At 72.8% G+C, this 16,179-nt stretch carries 14 protein-coding genes; 9 read left to right on the top strand and 5 right to left on the bottom strand.

What is annotated here, in order from left to right:
* Positions 1-291 precede the first annotated feature (291 nt).
* The 4 genes from OHA89_RS26765 (at position 292) to OHA89_RS26750 (ending at position 5,792) form a co-directional block, all read left to right on the top strand.
* Positions 292-843 (top strand): carbonic anhydrase, encoded by a 552-nt coding sequence (locus OHA89_RS26765; protein ID WP_257556708.1) that lies wholly within the window; start codon positions 292-294, stop codon positions 841-843.
* A 136-nt stretch (positions 844-979) separates the two neighbouring features.
* Positions 980-1,990 carry a MoxR family ATPase gene (locus tag OHA89_RS26760; protein ID WP_215146442.1) on the top strand — a complete coding sequence of 337 codons (1,011 nt, stop codon included), beginning with the start codon at positions 980-982 and terminating at the stop codon, positions 1,988-1,990.
* Positions 1,990-3,378, top strand: a complete 1,389-nt coding sequence (locus OHA89_RS26755) for a DUF58 domain-containing protein (RefSeq protein ID WP_215146441.1) — start codon at positions 1,990-1,992, stop codon at positions 3,376-3,378. Before OHA89_RS26760 ends, OHA89_RS26755 begins: the two co-directional genes overlap by 1 nt.
* Positions 3,375-5,792, top strand: a complete 2,418-nt coding sequence (locus tag OHA89_RS26750) for a transglutaminaseTgpA domain-containing protein (RefSeq protein WP_266610199.1) — start codon at positions 3,375-3,377, stop codon at positions 5,790-5,792. Before OHA89_RS26755 ends, OHA89_RS26750 begins: the two co-directional genes overlap by 4 nt.
* A 402-nt stretch (positions 5,793-6,194) precedes the next feature.
* On the opposite strand, the gene OHA89_RS26745 is transcribed toward OHA89_RS26750, so the two are convergent.
* The 3 genes from OHA89_RS26745 to OHA89_RS26735 are packed head-to-tail and all read right to left on the bottom strand — an operon-like array spanning position 6,195 to position 9,776.
* The gene (locus tag OHA89_RS26745; protein ID WP_257556705.1) at positions 6,195-6,824 is read right to left on the bottom strand and encodes a TetR/AcrR family transcriptional regulator; all 630 of its coding nucleotides are present in this window, start codon (positions 6,822-6,824) and stop codon (positions 6,195-6,197) included.
* 29 nt (positions 6,825-6,853) lie between these two features.
* Complete coding sequence (locus OHA89_RS26740) at positions 6,854-8,941, bottom strand: YhgE/Pip domain-containing protein (RefSeq protein WP_266610196.1); 2,088 nt, start codon at positions 8,939-8,941, stop codon at positions 6,854-6,856.
* Positions 8,913-9,776 carry an ATP-binding cassette domain-containing protein gene (locus tag OHA89_RS26735; RefSeq protein WP_266610194.1) on the bottom strand — a complete coding sequence of 288 codons (864 nt, stop codon included), beginning with the start codon at positions 9,774-9,776 and terminating at the stop codon, positions 8,913-8,915. The genes OHA89_RS26740 and OHA89_RS26735 overlap by 29 nt, the downstream gene beginning before the upstream one ends.
* 172 nt (positions 9,777-9,948) lie before the next feature.
* Between OHA89_RS26735 and OHA89_RS26730 the strand changes: the two genes are divergently transcribed.
* From OHA89_RS26730 to OHA89_RS26710, 5 genes are all read left to right on the top strand, one after another.
* On the top strand, positions 9,949-10,461 hold the full coding sequence (locus OHA89_RS26730; protein WP_266610192.1) for an SAV_6107 family HEPN domain-containing protein: 513 nt from the start codon (positions 9,949-9,951) through the stop codon (positions 10,459-10,461).
* A gap of 88 nt (positions 10,462-10,549) precedes the next feature.
* Positions 10,550-11,311, top strand: coding sequence for a bifunctional 2-polyprenyl-6-hydroxyphenol methylase/3-demethylubiquinol 3-O-methyltransferase UbiG (locus OHA89_RS26725; RefSeq protein ID WP_266610190.1), 762 nt, complete (start codon positions 10,550-10,552; stop codon positions 11,309-11,311).
* 268 nt (positions 11,312-11,579) lie between these two features.
* A complete protein-coding gene (locus OHA89_RS26720) occupies positions 11,580-11,987 on the top strand; it encodes a DUF3040 domain-containing protein (RefSeq protein ID WP_215146434.1) in 408 nt (135 codons plus the stop codon).
* 124 nt (positions 11,988-12,111) lie between these two features.
* Positions 12,112-12,747: a DUF4126 domain-containing protein gene (locus OHA89_RS26715; protein ID WP_266610188.1), complete on the top strand. Its 636-nt coding sequence runs from the start codon at positions 12,112-12,114 to the stop codon at positions 12,745-12,747.
* A gap of 31 nt (positions 12,748-12,778) precedes the next feature.
* Positions 12,779-14,203 (top strand): phytoene desaturase family protein, encoded by a 1,425-nt coding sequence (locus tag OHA89_RS26710; protein ID WP_406367288.1) that lies wholly within the window; start codon positions 12,779-12,781, stop codon positions 14,201-14,203.
* 22 nt (positions 14,204-14,225) lie between these two features.
* On the opposite strand, the gene OHA89_RS26705 is transcribed toward OHA89_RS26710, so the two are convergent.
* Positions 14,226-15,131 carry a hypothetical protein gene (locus tag OHA89_RS26705; protein ID WP_266610184.1) on the bottom strand — a complete coding sequence of 302 codons (906 nt, stop codon included), beginning with the start codon at positions 15,129-15,131 and terminating at the stop codon, positions 14,226-14,228.
* Between the two features lie 50 nt (positions 15,132-15,181).
* The gene (gene metF, locus OHA89_RS26700; protein WP_406367286.1) at positions 15,182-16,096 is read right to left on the bottom strand and encodes a methylenetetrahydrofolate reductase [NAD(P)H]; all 915 of its coding nucleotides are present in this window, start codon (positions 16,094-16,096) and stop codon (positions 15,182-15,184) included.
* Between the last annotated feature and the right edge of the window lie 83 nt (positions 16,097-16,179).

Here is a 16,179-nt window from a genome sequence, read left to right as displayed (position 1 = left end):
CGCGGCAGGCATACGCCGCGCCGCGCACGCGGAGTGTTACCAAGGGGCCGGGCGGCCGGTCAGGGCCGGGCTCCGGCCGGTTCGCGTCACTTTAGTGCAACGGTCGCCGCGGTCAACGAACCGCCCCGCGCGGCGTGCGGACGACCCCAGGGGAACCCGCAAAAGCCGCGAATCACCCGGTCGGCCGCCGCCTCCTCACCCCTGTGGGTTAGCTCACAACAAGGCTTGTTGACCTTCTTTGTCCACCCTCACTCGATGCCCGCACGGGCTGTGACCACTACCGTCGTATCCATGACGACTTCCGCACCCCTGCCCGCCGACCCCGCACCCCCGGCAGCCGGCGCCGGCTCCGTCACCGATCGGCTGGTCGAGGCGAACCGGCACTACGCCGCGGAATTCACCGATCCCGGCATGGACGCCCACCCGGTTCTCCAGGTGGCCGTCGTGGCCTGTATGGACGCCCGCCTCGACCTGCACGCCGCCCTCGGCCTGGAACTCGGCGACTGTCACACGATCCGCAACGCGGGCGGCGTGGTCACCGACGACACCATCCGCTCGCTCACCATCAGCCAGCGCGCCCTGGGCACCCGCGCGGTGATACTCATCCACCACACCGGCTGTGGTCTCGAAAGCCTGACCGAGGACTTCCGGCACGAGCTGGAGGACGAGGTCGGCCAGCGCCCCGCCTGGGCCGTGGAGGCCTTCCGGGACGTGGACCAGGACGTCCGCCAGTCCATGCAGCGGGTCCGCACCAACCCGTTCCTGCCCCACAAGGACGATGTGCGAGGCTTCGTCTTCGATGTGCACACCGGCCTCCTGCGGGAGATCGATCCCAGCTCTTGAGTGACACAAGGCCGTAACGCCGTCAACAATGCGGGGAGACGCCCCCCGGGAACCCCCCGGGGCCGGTGTCCGTGTTTGGGGTGGGCCGGTCATGCGCCAAGGGCGTCGGCCCTGGAATTGGGCCGAGGAGAACCAGGTGACGACGTATGACGACCGAGCGAGCCTCGCGGATCTGACCAGCACGGCGGAGCGGGTGCGCCAGTCGGTCGAGAGCGTGATCGAGGGCAAGCCCGAGGTCGTACGCCTCGCGCTGACCGTGCTGCTCGCCGAGGGGCACCTGCTGATCGAGGACGTCCCCGGCGTCGGCAAGACCATGCTCGCCAAGACGCTCGCGAAGTCCATCGACTGCTCGGTGCAGCGCATCCAGTTCACGCCGGACCTGCTGCCCTCCGACATCACCGGCGTCAGCATCTACGACCAGCAGCGCCGCGAGTTCGAGTTCAAGCCGGGCGCGATCTTCGCGCAGATCGTCATCGGCGACGAGATCAACCGCGCCTCGCCGAAGACCCAGTCCGCGCTGCTGGAGTCGATGGAGGAGCGCCAGGTCACCATCGACGGCACGACGTACACGCTGCCGAGCCCCTTCATGGTCGTCGCCACCCAGAACCCGGTGGAGATGGAGGGCACCTACCCGCTGCCCGAGGCCCAGCGCGACCGCTTCATGGCGCGGGTCTCCGTCGGCTACCCCAGCCCCGAGGCCGAGCTCCAGATGCTCGACGTGCACGGCGGGCTCTCCCCGCTCGACGACCTGACGGCCGTCGCGCACGCCCACGAGATCGTCAAGCTCATCGAGGCCGTCCGCGAGGTCTACGTGGCCGAGCCCGTCCGGCGCTACGTGGTCGACCTGGTCTCCGCCACCCGCAGCCACCCCGACCTGCGCCTGGGCGCCTCTCCCCGGGCCACCCTGCACCTGCTGCGCGCCGTGAAGGCCTCCGCCGCGCTCGCCGGCCGGGACTACGTCCTGCCCGACGACGTCCAGGCGCTGGCCGGTCCGGTCCTCGCGCACCGGCTGCTGCCCACCGCCCAGGCCCAGCTGAACCGGCGCACCGCCGAGCAGGTCGTCGGCGAGATCCTCCAGCGCACCCCGGTCCCGGCCGCGCACGCCCGCGGCGAAATGCCGCCCGGCGCGGGCATCCGGGGCTTCTGATGAGCGCCGGTGCCCCGCGCGGCGCCGGCGGCCGGGCCGATGACGGCCAGGGCGGCGGCGGGCTGCGCGCGTCGCTGTCCGGACTGACCACCCGCGGCCGTTCCTTCCTGGCCGCCGGGATCGCCGCGGCCGTGTGCGCGTACGTACTGGGCCAGGGCGCGCTGCTCCGGGTCGGACTGCTGCTCGCCCTCCTGCCGCTGCTCTGCGTCTACGCCCTGCACCGCACCCGCTACCGGGTCTCCGGCAGCCGCCGGCTGACCCCGGGGCGGGTCCCCGCGGGCGCCGAGGCCCGGGTGCAGCTGCGCATGGACAACACCTCCCGGCTCCCCACCGGCCTGCTGATGCTCCAGGACCGGGTGCCGTACGTCCTCGGCCCGCGCCCGCGGTTCGTCCTGGACCGGGTCGAGCCCGGCGGCCGCCGCGAGGTGTCCTACCGGGTCCGCTCCGACCTGCGCGGCCGCTACCCGCTGGGCCCGCTCCAGCTGCGGCTGACCGACCCCTTCGGGCTGGTCGAGCTGACCCGCTCGTTCAGCACCTTCGACACCCTCACCGTCATCCCGCGCACCGAGCCCCTGCCGCCGGTGCGCCTGTCCGGCGAGTCCTCGGGCTACGGCGACGGATCCCGCCGCTCGCTGGCCCTGGCCGGCGACGACGACGTGATCCCGCGCGGCTACCGGCGCGGCGACGACCTGCGCCGGGTGCACTGGCGCTCCACCGCCCGCTACGGCGAGCTGATGGTCCGCCGCGAGGAGCAGCCCCAGCGCAGCAGGGCCACGGTCCTGCTGGACACCCGGCGCCTGGCCTTCGAGGGCGCCGGTCCCGACTCCGCCTTCGAGTGGGCCGTCTCCGCGGCCGCCTCCAGCCTGGTCCACCTCCTGGAACAGGGCTACGCGACACGGCTGCTCACGGACACCGGGGACTCCGTGCCCGGTCTGGGCGGCGGCGGCTTCACCTCCGGCGGGCACGAGTCCGCGGAGGCCGCCGGGATGATGATGGACACCCTCGCGGTCGTCGGGCACTCGGACGGCACCGGGCTCGCCCGGGCCTACGACGCCGTGCGCGGCGGTGGCGGTGGCGGCTTCGGCGAAGCCGGCGGTGACGGGCTCCTCATCGCCTTCTTCGGAGACCTTGACGACGTACAGACCGAGCTGGCGGCCACGATGCGCCAGCGCACCGGGGGCGCGGTGGCCTTCGTACTGGACTCCGCGACCTGGTCCGGACAGCCCGCGCGGGACCAGGCCCTCCCCCCGGTGGAACAGCGGCTGCGCAGGCTGCGCGACGCTGGCTGGACGGCCCTCGCCGCCCCGCCCGGGGTCGCCTTCGGCGAGCTGTGGCGGCATGCCGGGACCACCGCGTTCGGTACGGGAACCTCTGGAGGCCGGGTATGAGCGGGCGCGCGAGAGTGACGCTGTTCGCGGCGCTGGCGACGCTGCTCACCGCGTGGTCGCTGATCCCGCTGGTCGAATCGGCGGGCTGGCTGCTCCAGGCGGCGCTGCTGCTGGCCGTGCAGAGCGCGGTGGGGGCCGGGGCCCGGCGGGTGCCGCTGGCGCGGTCGCTGACCGTGGCCGCGCAGCTGCTGGTGTCGCTGCTGGTCCTCGCGGTCCTCTTCGCCGGGAAGGGCGAGTCGACCGGGAACGGGCCGCTGGCCTACCTGGTGACGGACTTCGGGGCGCTGTTCCAGCGGGGCGTGCAGGACGTGAGCGAGTTCGCGATCCCGGCCCCGCAGACGGACGGCATCCGGCTGCTGCTGGTGACCGGGGTGCTGCTGATCGGGCTGCTGGTCGACACCCTGGCGGTGACCCTGCGGACGGCCGCCGCGGCGGGGCTCCCGCTGCTCGCGCTGTACTCGGTGGCCGCCGGCCTGTCGGGCGGCGGGGAGGCCTCCTGGTTCTCCTTCCTGCTGGCGGGCTGCGGCTACCTGATGATGCTGCTGGCCGAGAGCCGCGACCGGCTGGCCCAGTGGGGCCGGGTCTTCGGCGCGGCCCCGCGAGACCGGGTCTCGGCCGCCTCCGGCCTCGGCGGCGGCAAGGACGGCCGGCTCACGGCGCCGGTGCGGACCGGCCGGCGGATCGGCGCGATGGCCCTGGGCCTGGCGCTGGCGGTGCCGGCGGCGCTGCCCGCGCTCGGCGGCGGACTGCTGGGCGCGCAGGGCGACGGCGAGGCGTCCGACGGCGGCGTGGGCGGGACGATCTCGGCGGTGAACCCGCTGGTCTCCCTGCAGAGCAACCTGAACGCGCAGGACAACCGGGTGGTGCTCAAGTACCGGACGGACAACCCCCAGCAGGGCGAGCAGTACCTGCGGATCCTGGCGCTGGACGAGTTCAACGGGATCAAGTGGGAGGCCTCCGGGCGGTCCCTGTCCGACGTCCCGGCGCGGCTGCCGAATCCGCCCGGGCTCAGCGGGGACGTCCGCCAGGTCTCGGCCGAGGTGCAGACCAACGTGTCGGCGGCGGACACCTACACCCAGCGCTACCTGCCCATGCCGTACCCGGCGACCTCGGTGGACATCACGGGGAAGTGGCGGTTCGAGCCGGCCGGGCGGACCCTGGTCGGGGACCAGCTGGGCAAGGACAAGTTCCAGAACGTGCAGGGCGCGCAGTACTCCGTACGTAGCCTGCTGCTGAAGCCGACGGCGCAGCAGCTGCGGAACGCGCCGGAGGCGGATCCGGCGATCCGCGCCGAGTACACGAAGCTGCCGGACAACCTGCCGCCGGTGGTCACCGACACGGCGCGCCAGGTGACGCAGGGGGCGAAGGACAACTACACGCGGGCCGTGAAGCTCCAGGACTACTTCGCGGTGAACGGCGGCTTCCGCTACAACACGAAGACGGCCTCGGGTACGGGTCCTCAGGCGGTCGCCCGGTTCCTCGCCGACAAGGAGGGCTTCTGCATCCACTTCGCGTTCTCGATGGCGGCGATGTCCCGTTCGCTGGGCATCCCGGCGCGGGTGGCGGTGGGCTTCACCCCGGGTGAGAAGCAGTCGGACGGCAGCGTCAACGTGTCGATGCGGGACGCGCACGCCTGGCCGGAGCTGTACTTCGAGGGCGTCGGGTGGACGCGGTTCGAGCCGACGCCCCGGGCGGGCATCAACGTGCCGGACTACTCCCGCGCGCAGACCCCGACGGCCCAGCCGTCCGTGCCCGCGCCGCTGCCCTCGCAGGGGGCGACGCAGCCCTCGGCCGCGCCGTCGAAGACGGACGACTGCCCGCCGGAGCTGAAGAAGCTCGGCGAGTGCGGTGCGGCCGCGCCGAAGCAGAACGCGTCGGGTGGTGGCGGGCCGTCGGTGTCGGCGGTCCTCGGCTGGGCCGGGCTGGTGCTGGCGGTACTGGTTCTGCCGCTGCTGCCGCTGCTGTGGCGGAGCAGGCTGCGGGCCCGCCGGCTGGGCGCCGGGGAGGTGTCGGCGGCTTGGCGTGAGCTGGGCGACGCCGCGTGGGACGTGGGCGTCCGCCCGGACGAGGCTCTGTCGCCGCGCCGGTCGGCCGAGCGCGTGGTGGACCTGGGGCGGCTGGACGCGGAGGCCGCCGGTGCGGTGCACCGGGTCGCGGGTGCGCTGGAGCGGGCCCTGTACGCGCCGCCGGGCGCCGCCGGCTCGTACGCGGGCCTGGCGGACGACGTGCTGCTGGCCCGCGCGGGTCTGCTGTCCGGCACCGGCCGCCTGGCCCGCCTGCGGGCCCTGCTCCTGCCCCGCTCGGCGGCCCGGCTCGCGTGGTCGGCGTCCCGCCGGTGGTCGGCCCTGGCCGACCGCGCGAGCACGCTGTCGGCCCGCATCCGCCTGCGCATCCCCCTCCGGGGCCGCGGCTGAGGGACTGCGGGTCCACTGCCGGGGGCTGAGTTGTGCCTGGAGGACGGCATCAGCCAGATCCAGCCCCGCCGGCGTTTGAGGCGCGGGGTCTGGGGCGGAGCCCCAGCAACGGCGGCCGGCCGGGACACCCGCGGACGCGCGAACGCGGCGAGGCTCGATCCCCCCGAGCCCCGCCGCGTTCGCGTACCGCGTCACGGAGGAGGTACCCGGTCCGCTCCGCAGCCCCGTGTCTGCGGTGCGGACCGGGCCTCCTGTCCGTTGCCCCCAGTCTGGCGTCCGCGCAGGTGGGGGCCCATCCGCGCGCGTACTCATTTCCGTGCCTAGGTACGGATACTCAGCCGTCGCGGCGGGCCCCACCAGTTGTACGGGCTCCGCCGCCCCGGCGGCACCGCCGACTGGGGGTCAGCGGTTGCCGCTGACCCGGCCCCGCAGCAGCAGGGACAGCGCCGAGTGCACGTCGTCGAGGGACCGCTCGCTCTGGAAGGACTGCCAGTCCAGCGCGGCCACCAGCACCATCCCGACCAGCGCGGCCGCGGTCAGCTGTACGTCGATCTCGGCGCTCAGCTCACCGCGCTCGACGCCCTCCCGCAGCACCGTCTCCACGACGGCCACCGCCTCCTGCCGGACGACCATCAGCGTGGACTGCCATGCCCGGTTGGTCCGCCACAGCTCGGCGACGTACAGCTGCGTGAAGGCCGGGTAGCGGTCGATGAAGACGAGACCGGCCCGGATCATCGCGTCGAGCGCCTCGACGCGGCTGCCGCCGCGCGCCTCCGTCTCCTCGGCGGCCGTCCGCAGCGAGACGGTCAGCAGCCCGACCCCGTGCCGCAGCAGCTCCTCGAAGAGGTCGTTCTTGCTCGCGAAGTTGTAGTAGACGGTGCCCTTCGCCACGCCTGCGCGCTCGGCGATCTCCTCGACCGTGGTCGCGGAGAAGCCCTGCTCGGCGATGAGGGTCACGGCCGCCTCGTAGAGCTTCTGGCGGGTCGCCTGCCGCCGGCTGCCGACGGCGGCGGAGGTGCTGCTGCTTTCCATGGCGCTGATTCTCACAGGTCACCGGCTCCTTACAGGCTCAGTTCCGGGTGCAGCCGGTCCATGGTCCACACCTGCTTGCCGCGGGCGGCGAGCGCGGTGAGGGCGAGGGCGCCCGCCGTGAAGGCCACCAGGACCGCGCAACCCTGCCACACCGGGGCGAGGTCGCCGCCCGTGATGAGCCGGCGCAGGCTCTCGACGACGTACGACATCGGCAGGTACGGGTGGATGGCGTTGAAGAAGCCCGGGCTGGTCTGTACGGGGTAGGTGCCGCCCGCCGAGGTCAGCTGGAGCATCAGGACGGCGAGGACCAGGATCCGCCCGGCGGCGCCGAACTTGGCGTTGAGCCACTGGACGATCGCCGCGAAGCAGCCGGTGACCAGCATCAGGAAGCCGATGGTGAGGGCCGGGCGGGCCATCTCCAGGCCGAGGCCCCAGTGGAGCACGGCCATGAGCAGGCTCACCTGCGCGGCGCCGATGCCCGCCACGGGCAGCCAGCCGGCGAGGGCGATCCGCCAGGGCGAGGCACCGGCGGCCAGGGCCCGCCGGTTCAGCGGGGCGATGATCATGTAGGCGACCATCGCGCCGACCCAGAGGGAGAGCGGGATGAAGTACGGGGCGAAGCCGGTGCCGTAATTGGGCGCCTTGTGCAGGGACTGGTTGGCGAGCCGGACCGGGTCGGCCATGACCTCGGTGCGGGTGTCGCGCTGCTGCTGGTCGTAGTCGGGGATCTTGCCGGCGCCCTCGTGGAGTCCGTCGGCGAGGTCGCGGTTGCCGTCGACCAGCTTGTACATGCCGCCGTCGAGGGTGTGCGCGCCGTCGCCGAGCTTGCCGACGCCCTCCTTGATGGCGCCGGAGCCGTTGGTGGCGGAGCCGATTCCGGTGTGCAGCTGGGCCATGCCGGTGGCGACCTTGTGGGCGCCGGTGTTCAGGGCGTTGACCTTGGCGACGGCCGCTTCGAGGTCGCCTGCGAGCTGGGGGGCCTTGTCGACCAGCTCGCGGGCCTTCTTCTCCAGGTCGGTCAGCTGGGTGCGGAGCTTGGCGACGTCGCCGTTCGCGTTCTTGACCAGGGTGCTGACGTCCCCGGTGAGTTCGGCGGCCTCGGCCGCGTCGTCCTTGATCTTCTTCAGGTCGGGGCAGGAGGCCAGGTGCGGCTCGAGGCCGGGGGTGACGCAGTGCTTGGTGTAGTACGCGTCCGCGCCCGCGGAGGCCTTCTTGGCGGCGGAGGCGGCGGCCGGGGCCTTCGCCGCGAACGTGTCGAGGTGGTTGTTGACCACCTTGGCGCTGTCGGCGACCAGCTCGGCGGTGTCCGCGAGGTTCTTGGGGTCCTTGACGAAGGGGCGGGCCTTGTCGGCGGCCCCGTTGACCTTGTCTGCGAGGCTCTGGGTGCCGTCCGCGACGTCCTTCGAGCCCGTCTCCAGCTTGCCGGCGCCCGAGTTCAGCTTCTTCAGGCCGCTGTTGAGCTCGCCGGTCTTCTCCTCGGCCGTGTCGAGGCCGTCGGCCAGTTCCTTGGCGCCCTCCTGGGCCTTGCCGGCCCCATCCTTGAGCTTGTCGGCGCCGTCCGCGGCCTCGGCGGTCTTGTCGTGCAGGTCGGAGAAGTTGACGAAGATCTTGTCGAGGAATCCGCGGGAGGCGTTGGTCGACGCCGCCGAGCGGACCTCGGAGAAGACGGTGCGCGAGATCGAGCCGACGATGTAGTTGTTGGCGTCGTTGGTCTTTACCTGGAGGGCGCCGGTGGTGGGGTCCGCACCGGAGCTGGAGGCGATCTTCTCGCTGAAGTCGGCGGGCATGGTGAGGGACAGGTAGTACGTCCCCTTCTCCAGCCCCTTCGCCGCCTCGCCGGCGCTCACCTCGCGCCAGTCGAAGGTCTTGCTGTCGTGGAGCTTCTTGGCGATCTCGCCGCCGGCGTCGATGCGCTTGCCGTCGACGCTCGCGCCCTTGTCGGCGTTGACGAGGGCGACGGGCACCTTGTCGAGGCGCTTGTACGGGTCCCAGAAGGAGCACAGGTACAGGGCTCCGTAGAGCAGCGGGATCAGGAGCAGCGCGACGAGAGCGGCCGCGGGCAGCTTCCCCCGCCCGAACCGCTTCAGCTCAAGCGCGGCCAGCTTCGGCGAGCGCATCGTCCGCCCCCTTCGTGTCGTCGTTCTCGGTGTCGGTGTCGGTGTCGTCGTTCTCGGCTTCGTCTTCGGCTTCGGCTTCGGCTTCCGCTTCGGGCTCGGCCTCGACTTCGGTTTCCGCTTCCGCCTCGCCGGCCGGCTCCGGCGGGCCGGTCCGCAGGACGAGCGCGTCGTCGGGGGCCTTGCTGGACACCGCGAGGACGGTGGTCCCGCGGGCGGCGACCGAGCGGAGCAGGTCCCAGGCCTCGGTGCGTTCGGCGTCCGAGAGCTTCAGGTCGAGGTCGTCCAGGGCCAGCAGCCGCGGCGAGCCGAGCAGCGCGATGGCCACGGACAGCCGTACGGACTCCAGGCGTTCCAGGTCCCGTACGGAGGTGCGCGGCCCCTTGGGCAGCGTGGCGAGGTCCAGTCCCGCGGCCGCCAGGGCGGCGTCGATGCGGGCCGAGGTGCTCGCGCGGCGCTCGCCGCGGGGGCGCAGCAGGGCGCGGACCGGACCCTCGTAGCGGCGCTGGAGCAGGGCGCCCTCGCGCAGGTGCTCGGCGACGGTGAGGGCATGGTCGAGCTCGTTGACCCCGGAGACCGGTCCGAGGGCGGCGATCCGGCGGACCGCGGTCATCCGCTTCGGCAGCCGGTGGTGGCCGACCTCGGCGTGTCCCTCGGTGGGCTTCATCCGTCCGGTGAGGGCCAGGAGCAGGCAGGTACGGCCGCTGCCGGAGGGGCCTTCGACCGCGATGAGCGAGCCGGGCGCCGCGTCGATGCCGAGGCCCCGGAAGGCCCAGCCGCGCGGGCCCTTGAGTCCGAAGTTCTCGGCTTTGACGGCCGCGCCGTGCGGGCTGTCCACACCGTCCCCCTTCTTTTTGAACTGACCGGTCAGTTCAAAAACTACCAGCTTCCTGCGCACCGGGTGTGCAGCGGGGGGCAGTTGCCGTCGGTCAACCCTCAAAACCGCAGGTCAGGGCGATTGTCAGTGGGTCCGGTCACGATGGTGGGAACGCATCGACAGGAGGTTCGTCATGGCCACACCGTCCCCGTCCCCTGTCCACCCCGTCCTGCGGAGGTCGGCGGCGCCCTCCCCTACGGCTCCGCCGTGGGGATACCCCAAGGCAGCCCTCGATCTGCTCGCCAAGGCCCGCACCGGCCTGACCGAGGCCGCCCGGCTGCCGCGGCCCAACGAGCGGTACGCCACCGCCCACCTGGCCGCGCTGCGCACCGCCGCGGCCGTGCTCGCCGCGCGCGGGCGGCCCGAACCGGTGAACCCCCGGCGGCGGCCGAGGATCCGCAGCGCGTGGGAGGTGCTGCCGGAGATAGCGCCGGAGCTGGCCGAGTGGAGCGCGCTCTTCGCCTCCGGCGCCGCCCGCCGGGCCCGGGCCGAGGCGGGGATACCGGACGCGGCGAGCGGGCGGGACGCGGACGACCTGGTGCGCGCGGTCTCGATGTTCCTGCGCCTGGTGGAGCGGATGCTCGCGATCCAGCCGCCGCAGGAGACCCTGCCCCAACCCCGTCCGGAACGTCCCGAGGCGGGATGAGCTGCCTGGCTGCGGAAGGCAATAGGGTGGGGCCGGGTGGGGCACTGACCGCTCACCCCTTGCCTACCGCGCCGAGGAGCCATCAGCCGTGTCGGACACTTCCCGCCCCCGTGCCTCCCTCCGCACCGCCGTGGTGTGGGAGGTCCTCAAGGAGGCGCTCGACCGCCGGGTGAAGGCGACCGGCCGGGATGTCCTGGACGTGCTCGACACCGGTGGCGGCACCGGGAAGTTCGCCGTGCCGGTGGCCCGTCTGGGCCACCGGGTCACCGTGGTCGACCCCAGCCCGAACGCGCTGTTCGGGCTGGAGCGCCGGGTGTCCGAGGCCGGTGTCGCCGATCTCGTCCGCGGGGTCCAGGGCGATGCCCAGGGCCTGTTGGACGTCGTCGAGCGGGACTCCTACGACGTGGTGCTCTGCCACGGCGTGCTGGAGTACGTGGACGACCCGGCCGAGGGCGTGGCCAACGCGGTGGCGGCCCTGCGCGCCGGCGGCACGCTCAGCCTGCTGGCCGCCGGGCTCGGCGGAGCCGTGCTCGCCCGCGCCCTGGCCGGGCACTTCACGGAGGCCCGTACCGCCCTCACCGACCCGGCCGGCCGCTGGGGCTCCGGCGACCCGGTGCCCCGCCGCTTCACCGCCGAGCAGCTCGCCGAGCTGGTCGGCGGTGCCGGCCTCGAGGTCGGCTCGGTCCACGGCGTACGGATCTTCGCCGACCTCGTCCCGGGGGTTCTGGTGGACACCGAGCCGGGCGCCGTGGAGGCGCTGCTGCGCCTGGAGGAAGCGGCCGCGGAGCTGCCGGCCTTCCACGCGGTCGCCACGCAGCTGCACGTGCTGGGCGAGAAGCAGCAGTCCTGATCTGCGATCTTCCTGGGACGGAGTCGGCCGCACACCCTCCGAACCGGCGCTCGGCCCCGTATGATCGGGGCAGTGACCGGCATGGTGGACGTGCCATTGGGGAATAAGCGCCTCAGTGACCGCTACTGCGGCGGTACAGATCTTTTCTGAGACTGATCGATTTGAGAACGTGGCGTAGAGGGCGGGTATCACGGGGGCGATTCCCCGCCTATCCTGAAGGGGACCCCTGGTCGCTACCCCCCGCGACCGACGGATGAGGAGGACTCCCGTGCCGCTCTCGGAGCACGAGCAGCGAATGCTCGAGCAGATGGAGCGAGCGCTGTACGCCGAAGATCCCAAGTTCGCGACAGCGCTTGAGGGAAGCGGGCTGCGCACGTACACCCGGCGACGGGTTTACCAGGCAGTCGCAGGCATTGTGGTGGGTATCGCGCTCCTCATGGCCGGCGTGATCTGGCAGGACGTGCTCTGGGTCAGCGTGGTGGGATTTCTCGTCATGCTGGGCTGCACGGTCCTCGTGGTCACCGGTTGGCGCAAGGCACCCAAGCCTGGCGAGCAGCCCGTCTCCGGAAGTGCAGGCGGTTCGGCCCATGGCCAGAACCGGCAGCGTCGGTCGATGATGACGCGCATCGAGGAACGGTGGCAGCGCCGCCGTGACGACCAGGGGCAAGGGCAGTAGCCCCCGGACAACGTGAGTGAGTGAAGGACGGTTGCCTGTCGGCTGCCGTCCTTCGCTGTTCTGCCGCTGTTCTGCGTTCTCGGTTCCGTCCGCCCGATCACCCTTTCTGCGGCATCATGACCGGGTGAGTGTGCTCCCCCTGGTCTTCACCAGCGGCTGGGCCAGCGGGATCAACGCATACGCCGTGGTCCTCCTGCTCGGCATCTTCGGCGCGACCGGCCTGACCGACGAGGTTCCGGCGTCGCTGCAACGCACCGACGTGCTGATCGTCGCGGCGGTGCTGTTCCTCTGCGAGGCGGTCGCCGACAAGATCCCGTACGTGGACTCGGTCTGGGACGCCGCCCACACCGTGATCCGCCCGTTGGCCGGTGGCGTGGTCGGCGCCCTGCTGGCCGGCCAGAGCGGTTCGCTCTCCGACATCACCGCCGGCGTGGTCGGCGGCTCCACCGCGCTCGCCAGCCATTTCGTCAAGGCCGGCACCCGGATGGCGATCAACACCTCGCCCGAGCCGTTCACCAACGTCGGGATGAGCATGGCCGAGGACCTCGGCGTGGCCGGGATCATAACCTTCGCGATGTTCAACCCCCAGGCCGCGGCGATCATCGCGGCCGTCCTGCTGGCCGCCGGACTGGCCGTACTGTTCTTCCTCTGGAGCCGGATCCGCCGCTTCCTGCGCCGCCGAGCCCAGCGCCGCGAGGAGAAGCACCTGGCCGCCGAGGCCCGCGAAGCCACCGGGGCAACCGGGCTCCCACCCCGCTGACCACAGGGGGTGCCTCGATAGGCTCGGCCGCATGGCACGAATTGCGGTGATCGGCGCCGGGATGGGCGCGATGGCGACGGCGGCCCGGCTGGCCGTGGCAGGGCACCGGGTGACGGTGTACGAGCGCGGGGCGACGTACGGAGGCGCGGTCGGCCGGTACGAGCGCGAGGGCTTCGCCTTCGACACCGGACCCGGCCTGCTGCACCTGCCCGCCGTCTACCGCGACCTGTTCGTCAAGACCGGCAAGCGGTCGCTGGAGACCTGCGTCGACATGGCCCAGGTGGACCCGGCCGTCCGGCACGTCCTCCCCCACCACGGCGTCGACGTCACCCTCCCCGGCGCCTCCCGCGGCGGCGTGGCCGCCGCCCTCGACGAGGCCTTCGGCCAGGGCGCGGGCGAGCGTTGGAACGCCGTGCTGGGCCGCGCCCGGGACGCCTGGGACGCCACCCGCCGCCCCCTGCTGGAGGAGCCGCTGCCCGCGGACCGCCGGGCCCTCGCCGCCGATCCGTACCCCGCCGTGCGCCGGAGCGGCCTGCTCCGCCGCCGGACCCCGACCCTCGCCGAGGTGGCCGACCGGGAGCTGGGCGGCGGCCTCGGGGAGCTGCTGACCGGCCTGGTGGGCGCGTACGGGATCGACCCCGGCCGGGCCCCCGGCTCCGCCGCCGTCCTGCCGTACATGGAGCAGACCTTCGGCAGCTGGTACGTGCGCGGCGGGATGCGGGCCCTGGCCACCGCCGTCCACGAGCGCTGCCGGGAGCGGGGCGTGGAGTTCGTCTTCGGCGCGGAGGTCCGCGAGGTCGTCACCGCCGGGGGCCGCGTCGCCGGTCTGCTGCTGGCCGACGGCAGCGAGGTGGCCGCCGACTCCGTCGTCTGCGGGATCGACCCGCGGCTGCTGCCGGCCGCCTCCCTGCCCTGGCCGCCCGAGGCGGTCCCCGCCCGCGGGGCGGACCTGCCCAGCCGGCTCAGCCTCTTCCTCGCACTGCGCGGCGCCCGCCCCGCGGGGACCGTCCATCGCACCCTCGTGCACTCCCCCGGCCTGGACGTCACCGTCCTGCGCCCCGACGACCCCGCCACCCGCCCCGACGCGGACCACGAGGCGGTCACCGTGACCGCCGTGTGCGGGCCGGGCAGTACGGGGGCCGTCGAGCCCGACCGGCTGCTGGAGCTCGCCGGGAAGGCCGTACCGGGGCTGCGGGAGCGGCTGCTGTGGCACGAGGCGCACACCCCCGCCGACGTCGAGGCGGCGACCGGCGCCCCGGGCGGCTCGGTGCCCGCCCCCGCCCTCGCGGGGGCCGGGGGGCGGTTGCTCTACCCCGCCAACACCACGGCCGTGCCAGGGCTGTACCTGGCGGGCGGCTGGGCGCATCCCGGCGGCGGGCTGGCGCACGCCGGGATGACCGGGGCCCTGGTGGCCGGGCTGATCGTGGAGGGCGCGGAGTTCCGCGGCTCCCAGTGACCTCCCCGGGGCCGGCCGGTCCTCAGTAGCGGTACTGCTCGTACTCGCCCTGCTGGGGGTACGGGTACTGCTGCGGCGGCTCGGCCTGCTCCTCCGCCGGGTAGGGCTGGGCCACGTCGCGCTGCTGCGGTACCCAGACCCCGCCGGGCGGGGTGTCCATGGAGTACTGCTGCTGCCCCTGGTCGGTGTACGGGGTGTAGGCGGAGTAGGCGGCGTAGTCGGAGTAGTTGTAGGCCCCCGGCTGTTCGATGCCCCCGCCGGTGCCGATGTACGGGTCCGAGTAGGCGGCGTAGACCTGCTGCTGCTCGCCCGTCTGGTAGCCGGCGGAGTAGTCGTACCCGCCGCCACCGCCCTGGCCCGTCGGGTCGTAGTACGCGGCGTACTGGTGGGCGTCCTGCTCGGCCGTGGTGTACGGCGAGGCGAAGGCCGCGGTCTGGCCCGCGCCGGGAGCGGGCGCGAAGCTCTGTATGCCGTAGGAGCCGGTGTCCTCGGGCATGGGCTGCGGGCTGTAGACCTCGTCGGCCGCCGCCTGGAACTGCCGCTCGGAGCCGCGTTCTTCGCGCTCGGCCACGGGCGGGTCGGCGTCCTCGTACTCCAGCGCGGTGACCTGGAGCGCCGGTTCGGGGCGCGGGCCGCCGGACCGGCGGCGCCGGGACTGGCGTACGGGTTCCCCGCCGCGCCGCAGCGCCCAGCCGGCCTCGAAGCCCTTGCGGAAGGAGAGCGTCACCAGGGTCTGGCCCAGGGCGAACGCGGCCGCGCCGGCGCCGATTACCGGCACCGACGGCAGGACCACCCCGGCGACCACGCCGAGGAAGCCGGTGAAGGCGAGCAGGCGCCAGCGGAGCCGGGCCTTGTACTGCATCAGGACCTCGGCAAGCAACCACAGCGCGACGAAGCCGAACGCGATGTAGAGGACCGTCATACCCATGCATGGCCCCTCTCGGTACGGCCGACCGCCCGGGGAAGGGGGCCTGCCGGTCAGGCCCGCTCGTGCAGGCCCAGGTTCTCGTAGATCTCGAGAGTCGCCGTGGAATTGTTCAGCGTGATGAAGTGCAGCCCCGGGACACCCTCGGACAGCAGCCGCGCGCAGAACTCCGTGGCGAACTCGATGCCAATGGAGCGTACAGCGGCCGGGTCGTCCTTGACGGCGAGCATGCGCTCTTTCACGTCCGCGGGGAAGACTGCGTTGCTGAGTTGGGGCAGCCGGTCGAGCTGCTTGATGCCCACAACAGGCATGACCTCGGGGATGATCGGGGTCTCGCAGCCGGCCTTCTCGGCGCTGTCGCGCAGCCGCAGATAATTCTCGGGATCGAAGAACATCTGGGTGATCGCATAGTCTGCGCCCGCGCGGCACTTGTCCACGAAATGCCGGATGTCCGTATCCCAGTCCGACGAACGCGGGTGCATCTCGGGGAAGGCGGCGACTCCGACGCAGAAGTCGCCGGATTCCTTGACCAGTCGGACCAGGTCGACGGCGTAGTGCACGCCCTCGGGGTGCGCCACCCACTCGCCCATCGGGTCGCCCGGCGGGTCTCCGCGCACGACCAGCATGTTCCGGATCCCCGCGTCGGCGAACTGGCCGATGACGTTGCGCAGCTCGGCGACCGAGTGGTCCACGGCGGTGAGGTGAGCGACCGGGGTCAGGGTGGTGTCCGAGGCGATCTGCTCGGTGGCCCTGACGGTTCCGCCGCGGGTGGAGCCGCCGGCTCCGTACGTCACGGAGACGAAGCTGGGGGATACCGCCTCGACCCGGCGCAGCGCGTTCCAGAGGTTGCGTTCGCCCTTCTCGGTCTTGGGGGCCCAGAACTCGAAGGAGTACGAGCGCCCGGACGCGAGGAGGTCGCGGACCGTGTGTGCACGATCCGACCAGGTGGAAGCGGTACCAGAGGCCATACGGGCAGGTTAGACGCGGCCTGCCGGACACCGAAGCGGTGTCCATCTTTTGGACACGTTTTTGGACACCTGTGGTTCGTCCG

It is taken from the genome of Streptomyces sp. NBC_01546 (assembly GCF_045208355.1).
In the GTDB taxonomy this organism is placed as follows: domain Bacteria; phylum Actinomycetota; class Actinomycetes; order Streptomycetales; family Streptomycetaceae; genus Streptomyces.
Note: the sequence above shows the minus strand (reverse complement) of the source record. Positions and strands in the feature narration are given on the sequence as shown.